Origin of the sequence: Campylobacter concisus, from assembly GCF_015229965.1 — a bacterium.
Classification (GTDB): Bacteria; Campylobacterota; Campylobacteria; order Campylobacterales; family Campylobacteraceae; genus Campylobacter_A; species Campylobacter_A concisus_BD.
In genome coordinates this window covers 49962-62263 of the sequence record NZ_JAAKZB010000013.1, presented here as the reverse complement: position 1 = coordinate 62263, position 12302 = coordinate 49962, and the positions used below count along the sequence as shown (strand labels likewise).

The 12302-nt window shown below is 41.3% G+C and carries 15 protein-coding genes and 1 pseudogene; 4 read left to right on the top strand and 12 right to left on the bottom strand.

The genetic code is table 11. The features are described 5' to 3' along the window. The 9 genes from G6W43_RS06850 to G6W43_RS06810 form a co-directional block, all read right to left on the bottom strand. Positions 1-1245, bottom strand: a 1245-nt coding sequence (locus G6W43_RS06850; RefSeq protein WP_194169439.1) for a cache domain-containing protein, incomplete at its 3' end; no start/stop codon positions are given. 114 nt (positions 1246-1359) lie between these two features. After that, entirely contained in the window at positions 1360-1929 is a 570-nt protein-coding gene (locus G6W43_RS06845; RefSeq protein ID WP_087581017.1) for a ComF family protein, read from the bottom strand. After that, positions 1929-2486: a YajG family lipoprotein gene (locus tag G6W43_RS06840; RefSeq protein ID WP_087582573.1), complete on the bottom strand. Its 558-nt coding sequence runs from the start codon at positions 2484-2486 to the stop codon at positions 1929-1931. Before G6W43_RS06840 ends, G6W43_RS06845 begins: the two co-directional genes overlap by 1 nt. 10 nt (positions 2487-2496) lie before the next feature. Beyond that, positions 2497-3219: an outer membrane lipoprotein mapA precursor gene (locus tag G6W43_RS06835; protein ID WP_021090057.1), complete on the bottom strand. Its 723-nt coding sequence runs from the start codon at positions 3217-3219 to the stop codon at positions 2497-2499. Beyond that, a complete protein-coding gene (locus G6W43_RS06830) occupies positions 3213-3443 on the bottom strand; it encodes a 2-hydroxymuconate tautomerase family protein (protein WP_009294206.1) in 231 nt (76 codons plus the stop codon). The genes G6W43_RS06835 and G6W43_RS06830 overlap by 7 nt, the downstream gene beginning before the upstream one ends. A 215-nt stretch (positions 3444-3658) precedes the next feature. Further along, complete coding sequence (gene lepA, locus G6W43_RS06825; protein WP_103646571.1) at positions 3659-5449, bottom strand: translation elongation factor 4; 1791 nt, start codon at positions 5447-5449, stop codon at positions 3659-3661. Between the two features lie 89 nt (positions 5450-5538). Further along, positions 5539-5934, bottom strand: a complete 396-nt coding sequence (locus G6W43_RS06820) for a transporter (RefSeq protein ID WP_194169438.1) — start codon at positions 5932-5934, stop codon at positions 5539-5541. Positions 5935-5960: 26 nt separating this feature from the next. Beyond that, positions 5961-6881, bottom strand: coding sequence for a cation diffusion facilitator family transporter (locus tag G6W43_RS06815; protein ID WP_009294209.1), 921 nt, complete (start codon positions 6879-6881; stop codon positions 5961-5963). After that, complete coding sequence (locus G6W43_RS06810) at positions 6871-7743, bottom strand: ABC transporter six-transmembrane domain-containing protein (protein ID WP_194169437.1); 873 nt, start codon at positions 7741-7743, stop codon at positions 6871-6873. Before G6W43_RS06810 ends, G6W43_RS06815 begins: the two co-directional genes overlap by 11 nt. Before the next feature lie 150 nt (positions 7744-7893). On the opposite strand from G6W43_RS06810, the gene G6W43_RS06805 reads away from it, so the two are divergent. The 3 genes from G6W43_RS06805 (at position 7894) to G6W43_RS06795 (ending at position 9447) form a co-directional block, all read left to right on the top strand. Then, on the top strand, positions 7894-8268 hold the full coding sequence (locus G6W43_RS06805; RefSeq protein WP_194169436.1) for a cupin domain-containing protein: 375 nt from the start codon (positions 7894-7896) through the stop codon (positions 8266-8268). A gap of 29 nt (positions 8269-8297) precedes the next feature. Further along, a complete protein-coding gene (locus G6W43_RS06800; RefSeq protein WP_194169435.1) occupies positions 8298-8924 on the top strand; it encodes an NAD(P)-dependent oxidoreductase in 627 nt (208 codons plus the stop codon). A gap of 109 nt (positions 8925-9033) precedes the next feature. Then, positions 9034-9447 carry an Rrf2 family transcriptional regulator gene (locus tag G6W43_RS06795; protein ID WP_021090025.1) on the top strand — a complete coding sequence of 138 codons (414 nt, stop codon included), beginning with the start codon at positions 9034-9036 and terminating at the stop codon, positions 9445-9447. A gap of 47 nt (positions 9448-9494) precedes the next feature. Here G6W43_RS06795 and G6W43_RS10635 read toward each other — a convergent pair. Together G6W43_RS10635 and G6W43_RS06790 are read right to left on the bottom strand one after the other, a co-directional pair. Further along, positions 9495-9581 (bottom strand): annotated as a pseudogene (locus tag G6W43_RS10635) (hypothetical protein); the annotation flags it as partial. A gap of 206 nt (positions 9582-9787) precedes the next feature. Then, the gene (locus G6W43_RS06790) at positions 9788-10717 is read right to left on the bottom strand and encodes a ribose-phosphate pyrophosphokinase (RefSeq protein WP_004317514.1); all 930 of its coding nucleotides are present in this window, start codon (positions 10715-10717) and stop codon (positions 9788-9790) included. 173 nt (positions 10718-10890) lie between these two features. Between G6W43_RS06790 and G6W43_RS06785 the strand changes: the two genes are divergently transcribed. Further along, a complete protein-coding gene (locus G6W43_RS06785) occupies positions 10891-11253 on the top strand; it encodes a DUF488 domain-containing protein (RefSeq protein ID WP_009294214.1) in 363 nt (120 codons plus the stop codon). Here G6W43_RS06785 and mnmA read toward each other — a convergent pair. Further along, positions 11240-12292, bottom strand: coding sequence for a tRNA 2-thiouridine(34) synthase MnmA (gene mnmA / locus G6W43_RS06780; protein ID WP_258031031.1), 1053 nt, complete (start codon positions 12290-12292; stop codon positions 11240-11242). The genes G6W43_RS06785 and mnmA overlap by 14 nt on opposite strands. Positions 12293-12302: the final 10 nt, after the last annotated feature.

The window sequence follows — 12302 nt, the reverse complement described above, 5'->3', positions numbered from 1 at the left end:
AAGTTGTAGATCTTTAAATGTGCTTTTTAGTTGATTTAGAGCTGGGTTATTAGTATCTGCTTCTAAGCTTGCTTCATAGTTGCCATCTTTTATCTCATTTACAAAGGTGTTGGCTTTTTGGATGAAGGTGTTCTCTTTTTCTTTAGATGTTTGGATCTTTTGGATGTTTTCATTTATAAGAGAAGACATAACGCCAAATTCATCTTTAGAAACGATATTTGACTTAACTGGCTCTTTGATCTCGTAGTTTAGAAATTTAAAGAACGAAATAAGCGAATCAGATATCTTTGAAAGTGGCTTAAGTGATCTGCTAACGATAAATATAAGAAGTGCTACGATGACTATTATAAATATAACTGATGAGATGACTTGTGAGACAAGTGTTTTGCTAAGGCTTGCGTCATAATCGCTCCAAGAGTTTGCAGAGCATACAAGCCAGTTTGCTTGATCGTAAAGCTCGCAAGCAAGAAGTCTTTCTGTGCCTCTAAGATTGTAAGTAAATGTTTTATCGCCATTTTTCTTATACTCGTTTGAGTAGTCGTCAATGATCTTCATAGCTTCACTAGAGTCAGAAAGGACAAGATCTTTGTGAGTAAAGTGTATGATCTTTTTGTGCTCTAAATCCATCAAAGCTATTGCGCTACTTGAAGTTGGTTTTATCTTATTAAGCTCATTGTCAAGCTTATCTATGCCCATATCCACGCCAAAGACACCAACAACCTTGCCATCAACAACTATCTTTTTAGCGATAGTTAAATTTAAGCCACCAGCTGAGCTTGTATATGGAGCTGAAAAGATAATGCCCTCTTTTGCAATAGCGTCCTTGTACCAGCCTTTAACCCTCGCATCATAGTTTTTTCTCTGATCAAAAACCATAAATTTACGCTCTTTGCCATCAAGCACAGCGTTATAAACAGCACCATCAGCCGCATAACCAAAGTAAAACTCAGAAAAATCAGTAACCTGCGCTGCGTTCATCAGCACTTTTTCTAAAGCCTCTTTGTCATCCAAAATTTGCGGATGCGCCTCGATGTAACTAGCAAAATTTTGAACGGCTGCAAGCTTGTCTTCAAAAAATGCATTCATATAAAACTGCAAAACTTTTGAAGATGAAGTCTTAGACTCCTTTGCTAGATCATAAATCCTCTCCTTGGTATTTGTGTAATTCACCGTTGAAAACACGCCAAGCGAGACAACTAAAAGCACCACGATAATGAGTGCAATCTTGTTTGCTGCTTTTTTCATAAACAAAATCCCTTTGTGTAAAATTTTATCTTTATATCGGCAAAAATTTTTTATGGTTAATAGCTATTTACAATTATTTAGGTATGAAATTTCAAGTCAAATTTCACATAAATTTTAGTTTCTAGCATCTGCTAAAACAAGCGCAAAAAGCACATCAACGCCTGCTTTTTGAAGCGTATCTCTAGCTTCTAGTATCGTTGTGCCAGTGGTTACGATGTCATCGACCAAGATAACTGGCGCAGTGATCTTTTTTAAAATTTTAAAATTTCTTGGATTGTTTTGCCTAAATTTAAGATCCTTGCCGCTGTAGCTAACACTGCTTGTCGCATGCAGGGCGTGAAAGATGGGTTTAAGGTTTTTAGCACGAAGTTCATTTGCCAAAATAGCCGTGTGCGAGTAGCCATGATGCACTCTATCATCTATCGGCAGGGCGTAAATTTGCTCTGGAAAGCTAAAGCTTTTAGCAAATTTCTTAAATGCAAATTTGGCTAAATTTTTATAGATAAAAAGTCCGTGCATTTGGTGCTTTGAGTGGATGAGCTCTTTGATCTCAGAGTAGCCGTAGAAACTATAAATTTTAAAGCCCTCTAGCTCTCTTACCAAAGGGCTTGGCTCGCTTAAAATTTGCGAGCAGGTTTTACAAAATGTCTTTAGCGTAAAGCTCTTGCAAAACGCACAAAACATCAGCTATTTAAGATAGCGATCGCAGAGCGTTTAACGGCGTCATTAATGATGTCTGTTAAGAATGGCTTAAATGCTCCACCAGTGCGAACTAGCTCAAATTTGGTTTGGTTGTTTGAGATATTTTTAATGATACTTTGATCGCCTTTTTGGATTTTAAGAGTGATCTTTATCTTGCCCTTTGTGTTGTCGCTGCCATATCCGCTCATATTTGCTTCAAATTCGTTTATGAAAACTTCAACCACAACGCCACCCATGCCATTTACATTTGCGCCACGTGCCGCAAGCTCTCTTTTAAGGGAGTCGCTAAAATAAGTCGCGAGATCGTTTTGAAGCACGACATACTCTTTTACAGTGCCTCTGCCATCGGTTATAGTTGCAATAGTGCTTTTATTTTTGCGACTATCATGCACCGCGCTTATATAGACTTCAAGGCCGTTAGCTTGCTGACTTGCAGCAGTTTTGTAAGGATCAAACGCAACTACTGTCTGAGTAGGAGTGCAACCGCTCAAGAATAGGACAAAAAGCCCAAAGATAGCTAGAAATTTAAATTTACTCATATTTTTCCTTTCAAAGTTTAGTTATCTCATCAGCCACTTTTATGGCAGCTTGCTTGACTAAAAGTGCGATAAAGAAGTCGAACTGACCGCTTTTTGACGCCTCAAGCTCCTCCACGTGGTGTCTAGTCGAGATAGGAATTCGTTTTTTGAAATTTATATCTGAAAGCACAAGCTCGCCATATAGATGTCCGTTTAAAATTTCAGAGCTTCTAGAGTAAGTGCCTCTAAGCTCGTCAAATCTAAAATCAAGCCTATATGTATAAGGCGATGTTTGCGTATCCACGACCACGATGCCACGAGAATTTAGCTCACGTTTTAAAAACATATAAAAGAGCACTTCAAGGCGTGGATTTGAGTTAAAGACTACGCCGCTACCATCTTCTCTTGTATAGTAAATCGACCTTGCGCTGCTTCTAGCATCCACGATCCTATGAAAATAGACCTTCTTTAGCCCGACATTTATGTCGATCATATTTTTTTCTAAGCAGCAGTTTATCGCCACGTCGCTTCTATACTTGACGCCATTTATAAAGACGCCATCGCCCCTGCCCCTGCAAGCGCTGCAGTCAGCTGGGATCCTCATAACCTCTTCAAAATAGGTCTTATCTTCGCTACTTATGCTTGCACTTTGCACGCCGTCTATGCCCTCGCACGATAGACAAAGGCTAGCTTTTGCCACGCAGCCAGTTAGAAAGACGGCTGCAAAAATTGCTAATAATGTCGCTCTTAGCATTTCACTTCCTTTTGCTCTTTTTGTTTTTTGCGGAGATTTTTCACGCTCTCGCCTGCGATGCCGTAGTTGTTCGTATCGATCTCATCGATAATGACAACAGTATTTTGAGCGCTTCTACCTAAAATTTCGCTTATTAGCTTTGTAACTCCGCTTATCATCTTCTCTTTTTGCTCCACGCTTGGGCTATCGCCCTCTTTTGTCACGCAAATTTTCACAAACGGCATAGCACTCCTTTTTGTAAATTTAGTACTTAAATTTTAATCAAAACCTATCCACCAAACGAGCTCTCAAATGCGGCAGTATCGCCACCTCGCAATAAGGCGAGATATTTTGTGATGATTTTGAAAGCTGTGACGTGAAATTTTGGCGCGGATAGAACATGTAGTTCATCAAGCCAAAATTTCACTAACTCTTTCAAAAGGACACAAAAGATAAGCCGTTAGTCTATTTTTAGGACGGATAAAAACGCCTCCTGCGGCAAATTCACCTTACCAATCGCCTTCATCCTCTTCTTACCCTCTTTTTGCTTTTCAAGCAACTTCCTCTTACGAGTGATGTCGCCGCCGTAGCACTTGGCTGTGACGTTTTTACCCATTGATTTTACGGTTTCTCGGGCGATTATTTTGTTGCCGATGCTAGCTTGTATCGCCACCTCAAAGAGCTGACGCGGCACGATCTCTTTCATCGCCTTTACGAAGTCCCTGCCCTTTGTCTGTGCCTTGCTCTCAGGCACGATGATAGAGAGTGCATCGACCGTCTCGCCGGCCACTTTGACATCAAGCTTCACTAGATCACCCACGCGGTAGTCGCTAGGCTCGTAGTCAAAGCTCGCGTAGCCTTTGGTGCTTGACTTTAGCTTGTCGTAAAAGTCCATCACGATCTCGTTCATCGGTATGTCATACTCGAGCAATACGCGGTCAGTCGTGATGTAGTCCATCTTCGTTTGTATGCCGCGGCGGTTGTTTAAGAGCGTGATGATGTTGCCCAAAAACTCGCTTGGCGTGATGATAGTGGCCTTCACGTATGGCTCAAGGATCGAGTCTATTTTATTGACTGGTGGCAACTGACTTGGGTTTTGAATTTTTAAATTTAGCCCATCAGTTTGGATGACTTCATAAGTCACAGTCGGCGCTGTGGCGATGAGATCAAGATCAAACTCGCGCTCCAGCCTCTCTTTGACGACCTCCATATGAAGAAGGCCTAAAAAGCCAACCCTAAAGCCAAATCCAAGTGCGACCGAGGTCTCTGGCTCGTAGCTAATGGAGCTGTCATTTAGCTTTAGCTTATCCAGCGCGTCACGCAGATCTTCAAATTTATCAGTTTCAATAGGATAAAGTCCCGCAAAAACAAACGGCTTAGCCCTCTCAAAGCCGCCAACTGGCTCTTTTAGAGGATTTTTTGACTGCGTCACCGTATCGCCAACCTGCACGTCGCTAACATTTTTAAGACCAAGCACGACTATGCCAACCTCGCCAGCGCTAAGCGTTTTGGTCTTGATAGGAGCTATAGGATTTGGATACATGAGGTCTAGCACGATGTGTTTTTTGCCCGTGCCCATGACCAAAATTTCGTCATTTTTTGAAATTTCACCATCATAAACACGCACAAGAGCAAGCGCGCCAAGGTAGTTGTCGAACCAACTATCGTAGATTAGCGCCTTTGTAGGCTTGCTTACGTCGCCATTTGGCGCAGGGATCCTCGTGATGATCGCTTCAAGCAGCTCTTTTATGCCAACGCCTGTTTTTGCGCTCACTTCGATCGCTCCTGAGCAGTCAAGTCCAATGATGTGCTCGATCTCGTCCTTTACTCTAGCAGGATCAGCCGCTGGTAGGTCGATCTTGTTGATGACTGGGATGATCTCTAGGTTGTTTTCAAGTGCGATATAGACGTTTGCGATGGTTTGCGCCTCTACGCCCTGGCTAGCATCCACGACAAGAAGCGCACCCTCGCAGCTAGCTAGGCTACGGCTTACCTCATAGCTAAAATCGACGTGTCCTGGGGTGTCTATCAAATTTAGAACAAAATTTTGCCCATTTAGTGCGTAGTTTAGGCGGACAGACTGGGCTTTGATCGTGATGCCACGCTCTTTTTCGATGTCCATCGTGTCCATGATCTGCGAGCTCATCTCACGGTCACTTACGGCGCCACACTCCTGAATGAGACGGTCAGCAAGCGTGCTTTTGCCGTGGTCGATGTGAGCTATGATGCTAAAGTTTCTAATGTTTTTCATGAAATCCCTAGTTAAATTTTAGGCGATTTTATAAAAAAAATCGTTAAAGTTGAGTAAAAATGAGTTTGCTAGGCTAGCAAGGCTTAAATTTAAAGCTCAAATTTAGCTCTTAAAATTTTACGCAGATCACAGAGCACAACGCAAAGCGAATATAAAAAATAGGCGTAAGCCACAAGCGGCAAAAAAATAAGAAAACCTGAAGCATAAACTAAAGCACTAAGCATGTATGTCGCATTTGCAAGCGCTGGCACGTGATAAGTCCAAAGCTCTGGTTGTTCAAACGGAGCATCTATGGCATTAAAATATAGAGCAAAATTTAACGCCAGCAACAAAACAAATATATAATCCTTTTTCATACAAAATAGAGCGCAGATCAAGGCTACTGCAAAATTTACCGCGATAAGAGAAACTATGACACTGCCCATAAAAACGCAAAACAAACCCATAGCCACGACCATTAGATATTCATTTTTTATGCGAAACATTAAATTTAAGCCTTTTGCGTCAAATTTTAGTGATGATGCCCAAAGTGCTCGTCTTTATGCTCGCTTTTTAGCTCGCAGATGAGATCGTCTTTATGTCCAAGGCTCTCGCTCTCAAACTGAAGCGTGACATGGCCGATGCCAACGTGAGAAAGCTCGTGCTCGATGCGCTTTATCATCTTTGAAATTTCAGCCACGCTTAGCGCATCATCCACCACCACGTGGGCTATTAGCGCGTTTGTGCCAGCATTTATCGCCCAGATATGCAGGTCATGCACGATTTTAACGCCATCTACGCCCTTTATAACGCCTAAAATTTCATCCGTATCAAGCTTAAGCGGCACAGCTTCGATTAGGATATTAAAGCTATCTTTTAGCAAGCTAGCACCGCTTTTTATGATGAGTAGCGATACAAAGATACTTGCGATACTATCGGCCTGCGTGAAGTTAAATTTCATCACAAGAAGCGCCGCGACGATGGCGCCAACCGAGCCAAGCGTGTCGCCAAGCACGTGCAAATAAGCACCTTTCATGTTTAAATTTTCTTTTGTATCAGCACTTTTGTGCATATAAACAGCCACGACTAAATTTACCACAAGCCCCAAAATACTAACAAAAAGCATCGTTTCAGCTTTGATCTCTGGCTCGTTAAAAAGCCTGATGATCGCTTCAACTATGACAAAAACAGCAAGCGCGATAAGAGCGATGGCATTTATAAAAGCAGCGATGATCTCGACCCTTTTGTAGCCAAAGGTCTTTTGCAAATTTGCCCTTTTTTCTGCGATCTTAAAAGCAACCAGCGACAAAAAGAGAGCCGCAGCGTCTGAGAGCATGTGAAATGCGTCGCTAATAAGCGCAAGCGAGTTTGAAACGAAGCCAAAAACGGCCTCAACTATCATAAACGTGAAAATTAGAAAAAACGAATTTCTAAGAACGCTCTTATTGTGCATCATTATCCTTCTTTTCGGCGTCGATCCTCTTGCCGATATCTTTTAAATTTGAAAATTCCTCGATGAGCTTTGGCGAGTCGTCAAGGCTAATGACGAAATTCCATATATAGGTCATCACAGAGTAGATGTGGCCGGCATTTGTCTGCTGCGAGCTTAGCACTATTATCGCCACCAAAAAGAGCAGCGAAGCGCTAATGCCAATGATAAAATAGCTCATCGCCTCCCTATTTGAGATCGCTATACGAAATTTAGAAACGACGTCGTAGTGCCTATTTAGCGTGCTTTTATTAAAAACACCTATCACCTTTGCCTCTTTTTCTAGGCGGTCATTTAAGCGAAGATAAAGGTCGTCATTTTTCTTGATATATCTTGGTAAAAATATAAGAAAAAAGGTCATTACGGCAAAGCACGCCACAGCGACCTTTGGCTCGACAAAGATGAGCATAAACGCTGAGCCGATGATCGAAATAACCGATGTAAAAAACATAGGAAAATGCGTCTCAAAGAAATTTACAAACTCTCGTGAGAGCGCTACTCTAGCGATGATGGCGGAGTCGTCTTTGGCATTTTGTTTTTCATTCATGATGACATTTACAGCAAGCTTTGCGTAGATATTTGCAAAAACTTGCGTATCCACGCGGCGCCTAATGGCTCCTACAAGCCACGCTATGAGCACAAAAAGTGCATAAATGAGGGCATTTAACGTATTTCCTTGCATGATTGCGTTGATCGCAAAGCCCGCAAATATCGGATAAGCAAGAAAAAGTCCGTTCTCTGCTAGCACCAAAGCAAAGGTCAAAATGAGCTTTTTGTTGTGCTCGGTAGCTATGCTCTTTAGCGTTTTAAAGGCGTTATTTTGCAAATTTACTCCTAAAAATTTTGCGAATTTTAGCTCAAATTTATAAATTTTGAAAAATTTTTGTTGTAACTCTTGACATTACAACAAAAAATCACTATACTTCGCTCATCGGTTGTAAGAAAAAAGATTACAACAAAAAACAAGGAGAACAAAATGAAAAATTATCAGGTTGCAAAGATCGCAAATGCGCCAAGAGTCGAGCTAAAAGAGGCTTTAAATTTAACTGGCTGTGAAGTATCTATAAACGAATTTGCGGCAAATGTGAGCGTGCCATTTGTCCATTCGCACAAACAAAACGAGGAGCTTTACATCATCACTGATGGCGATGGCGAGCTCTTCATTGACGGCGAAGTGATAAAAGTAAGCAAAGGCGACGCGGTGCGCATAGATCCAGATGGTAAAAGGTGCTTTAAAGCTGGCAAAAATGGTATCAAAATGATCTGCATCCAGACAAAACGCGGTAGCCTAGAGCAATACACAATGACTGACGGCGTGATAGTTGATGACGTAAAGCCAAGCTGGCTCTAAATTTAAAAACAAAATTTAAAGGAGAAACAATGAAAATAGCAATCATAGGTGCAAACGGCAAAAGCGGTGCAAATTTAGTAAATGAGGCGCTAAAACAAGGTTACGACGTCACAGCGATCGTTAGAAACAAAGAGTATAAAAACGAAAGCGTAAAGGTCATTTATAAAGATATTTTCGAGCTTACAAAGGCTGATTTAGCAGGCTTTGACGCGGTTATCAGCGCATTTGCAGCATGGAGCGAAGAAACCTTCCCGCTTCACAAAAAAGTGGCCGCTCACCTTTTAAATTTACTAGAAGGCACTAGCGCAAGGCTTATCGTAGTTGGTGGCGCTGGTACGTTATTTGTTGATAGCAAAGGCACTATGCTCATGGACACCCCAGACTTTCCAGCAGCATATATGGGCGTGGCAAAGGCTACGGCGGAGTCATATTTTGAGCTAAAAGGTAGCACAAATGTGCTTTGGACGTATGTAAGTCCAGCAGGCGACTACGACGCAAACGGCGCTCGCACGGGCAAATACGTGCTTGGCGGGGATGATCTCATACTAAACTCAAAAAATGAGAGCCACATAAGCTACGCAGACCTTGCTCTTGCGATCATTGATGAGCTAAAAAACAAGAAATTTATCCAAAAGCGCTTTACCGCCGTCGGCTAGAGAGCTTGAGTTTATAAATTTGACAGCTGGCGAAGGTTCGTAAGTCAAATTTAGCTGGCTGTCTTTGGCAGAAAATTTAAGTATAATCACGAAAAATTTAAGGACGATCATGCAAGTTGGCATTAAATTTTCAACTGCGATACACGCGCTTTTGTGTGCTAATTTTTTTGAAAATGAGAAGGTTACAAGCGAATTTATAGCTGGCAGCATAAACACAAACCCAGTCATCGTTAGGCGCCTGCTTGGCACTCTAAAGGCTGCAGGGCTTGTAAATGTCGCAGCTGGAGTTGGTGGGGTGAGCCTTGCAAAAGAGCCAAAAGATATAAATTTACTTGAAATTTTTAACGCAGTAAATGAAAAAGAAAAACTTTTTAAAATTCACTCTGATTCACCAAAAGCCTGCCCAGTTGGCGGCAGGATAGAAGAGCTTTTGTCTGGGCACTTTTTAAGAGCGCAAACTGCCCTAGAAAATGAGCTAAAAAACGTCACTTTGCAAGACTTACTAGACGAGCTTGCAAGATAAATTTAGGCTAGAGCTTGATCCTTTCTAGCCTAAAATAAATTTACAAACTACTCCTGCATCATGGTCCATTTTTGTGCGATCCTCACGGCATTTGTCGCAGCTCCCACACGGATCTGATTAGCACTGCATCTTAATTACGGCTTATTTAAATTTTAGTAGCTAGCATGTAGAAATTTAGCGGCGAGATTTCATTGTGATTTTTGTTTATTTGACTTTAAATTTAGGCTCGTCGCAAGCAGATATTTCAGTCTTTTTGGCTAGAAATTTAACCCAAAAGATAAATATCAATCAGCCAAAACGGATAAATTTAGCAGGCTAACGCTCTAGCCTGCAATGGTTACTAAAATAAGCTATTTACGCTTTCGTTATGATAAACACGTCGTATCACTTCGCCAAAAAGTGAAGCTGTGCTTAGCACTTTTATACAAGGGAGTTCTTCTTTTAATGGGATCGTATCAGTCACCACTAGCTCGTCTAAAAAGCCAAGTTTTAGCCTATCATAGGCTGGTCCGCTAAGCACTGGATGCGTGCAAAACGCCATTACGCTAGTTGCGCCACGCTCTTTGAAAATCTCAGCTGCTTTTACGATGGTGCCAGCGGTGTCGATCATATCATCGACCAAGATCACATCTTTGCCTTTAACATCGCCGATAACGTTCATCACTTCGCTCTCGTTTGCTTTCTCGCGGCGTTTATCAACGATGACCATATCTAATAAATTTAGATTTTTTGCCAAGGCTCTAGCGCGAGCCACGCCGCCTACATCTGGGCTTGCGACGACTGGGTTTGGCAAATTTTTAGCTTTTACGTAGTCGTTAAAGATGATGCTTCCATAGAGGTTATCTACTGGGATGTCGAAAAATCCTTGAATTTGTCCTGCGTGAAGGTCCATAGTAACAACCCTGTCGATGCCTGCTGTTTGCATCATATTTGCCACAAGTTTTGCAGTGATAGGCACTCTAGGAGCTGCTTTTCTGTCTTGTCTAGCGTAGCCAAAATACGGCACGATCGCTGTTATAGAGCTTGCACTGCTGCGTTTTAAAGCGTCAGTTAAGATAAGAAGCTCCATTAAATTTATATTTGCTGGGGCACATGTTGGCTGTATGACAAAAACATCTTTCCCACGCACGCTTTCGCCGATTTGCACGCTGATCTCACCATCGCTAAATCTTTTAATGCTAGCTTCACTCAGTGGAAGCGACAAATATTGCGAAATTTTCTTCGAAAGCTCGATATTTGCGGTGCCTGAGAAAATTTTATAGCCTCTCATAATAGTAACCTTTTTTAGTGATTTTTATGTTGTGATTTTATCAAAATGAGCTTTAAATTTAAATTTATTTACCCACTATTTTTAGTCAAATTTTCTACTCCAAAATCCAAAATTTACACTAAATTTTTATATCATTTTACATTTGTAAATTTATGAGGACTAAGATAACAAACATGTTTAAGATATGTAGAATTTACGACTTTATTAAAAGCGACGACGAGAGTTTTAAAGGTGTCTTTATCGATAGACTTTATCCTAGGGGCGTGAAAAAAGAGATATTTTCTAGCTTTATCTGGCTAAAATCAGTCACTCCGTCAAACGAGCTAAGGTCATGGTTTCATGAAGATAAAGAGGCTAGGTTTGATGAATTTTGCAAAAGATTTAGGCAAGAGCTAAATGGCAAAGAGGAGCAAGAGGGGCTAAAAGAGCTTAAAAAGCTAGAAAAAGAGTATAAAAACGTGGCGCTTCTAACTGCTGTCAAAGAGCCAGAATTTAGCCACGTTAAGGTGATAAAAGAGGCGCTTAGTTCTTTATAAAGCCACTTGCGATGACGCGCTCACCTTCATACATCACGCAAAGCTGACCTTGCGCTACGCCAAGTGCGTTTTGATTTAGCGTTAGCTTTGCGGTTTTGCTAGTTTTATCAACCTCTACAAAAGCCTCAAGTTTAGGACTTCTATACCTTATCTTTGTTTCGCACTCAAATTTAACTTCATCTATAAATAAATTTACGTTTTCAAGCTCGACCACCTTTTGAGCAAGGTCATCTTTCGTGCCGACAACGATCTCGTTTTTATCAGCGTTTATCTTGATGACAAAGTGTGGCTCATGAGCGCCAAAAACCTCAAAGCCACGGCGTTTGCCGATAGTGTAGTGCATGTAGCCTTGATGGCGGCCGATGATATTGCCGTCTTTATCAACCACGTTGCCTGGCAAATTTGTATCGTAGTGCTTGTTTAAAACCTCGATGTAGGTATTTTCCACAAAGCAAATTTCACTGCTTTCTGCCTGCGTAGCAAACTCTTCAAGCACTTTTACGCCTCTTGCTAGCTCTTTTATATCTTTTTTAAATTTATCTCCAAGTGGAAAAATGACATCTTTTAGCACCTCTTTTGGCACCTGAGCTAAAAAGTAGCTCTGATCCTTGCTAGGATCTTTGGCGCAGGTTATAAAACCATCAACCACCTGCACGTAATGCCCAGTAGCAAGCTTCTCGCAGCCATTTGCCTTTGCAAAGTCAAGTAGCGCACCAAGCTTTATAAATTTATTACACAAAGCGCAAGGATTGGGCGTTTTGCCCTCTTTATAAAGCCTGACAAATGGATCATAGACATATTCGTTAAATTTATCCTGCAGATCGAGGATATGCACTTTGATGCCAAGATATTCGCCCACTTTTTTGACTTTTCTGATGTTTTCTTCGTGATATCCTGGCTTTTGATGAAGCATCATGTAGCAGCCTTGCACCTCATGTCCAGCCTCTTGCAGAAATTTAGCCGTCATCGTGCTATCTACGCCGCCGCTCATTGCAACCATTATTTTCATATTTTTACCTTTTTTAAATTTAAAGGCGATATTTTATATC

Excerpts from the sequence above, each read along its gene's own strand:
- G6W43_RS06845 (WP_087581017.1), bottom strand. The coding sequence starts at position 1,929 with ATGTTTTGTGCGTTTTGCAAGAGCTTTACGCTAAAGACATTTTGTAAA.
- G6W43_RS06840 (WP_087582573.1), bottom strand. The coding sequence starts at position 2,486 with ATGAGTAAATTTAAATTTCTAGCTATCTTTGGGCTTTTTGTCCTATTC.
- G6W43_RS06835 (WP_021090057.1), bottom strand. The coding sequence starts at position 3,219 with ATGCTAAGAGCGACATTATTAGCAATTTTTGCAGCCGTCTTTCTAACT.
- G6W43_RS06830 (WP_009294206.1), bottom strand. The coding sequence starts at position 3,443 with ATGCCGTTTGTGAAAATTTGCGTGACAAAAGAGGGCGATAGCCCAAGC.
- lepA (WP_103646571.1), bottom strand. The coding sequence starts at position 5,449 with ATGAAAAACATTAGAAACTTTAGCATCATAGCTCACATCGACCACGGC.
- G6W43_RS06820 (WP_194169438.1), bottom strand. The coding sequence starts at position 5,934 with ATGTTTCGCATAAAAAATGAATATCTAATGGTCGTGGCTATGGGTTTG.
- G6W43_RS06815 (WP_009294209.1), bottom strand. The coding sequence starts at position 6,881 with ATGCACAATAAGAGCGTTCTTAGAAATTCGTTTTTTCTAATTTTCACG.
- G6W43_RS06805 (WP_194169436.1), top strand. The coding sequence starts at position 7,894 with ATGAAAAATTATCAGGTTGCAAAGATCGCAAATGCGCCAAGAGTCGAG.
- G6W43_RS06800 (WP_194169435.1), top strand. The coding sequence starts at position 8,298 with ATGAAAATAGCAATCATAGGTGCAAACGGCAAAAGCGGTGCAAATTTA.
- G6W43_RS06795 (WP_021090025.1), top strand. The coding sequence starts at position 9,034 with ATGCAAGTTGGCATTAAATTTTCAACTGCGATACACGCGCTTTTGTGT.
- G6W43_RS06790 (WP_004317514.1), bottom strand. The coding sequence starts at position 10,717 with ATGAGAGGCTATAAAATTTTCTCAGGCACCGCAAATATCGAGCTTTCG.
- G6W43_RS06785 (WP_009294214.1), top strand. The coding sequence starts at position 10,891 with ATGTTTAAGATATGTAGAATTTACGACTTTATTAAAAGCGACGACGAG.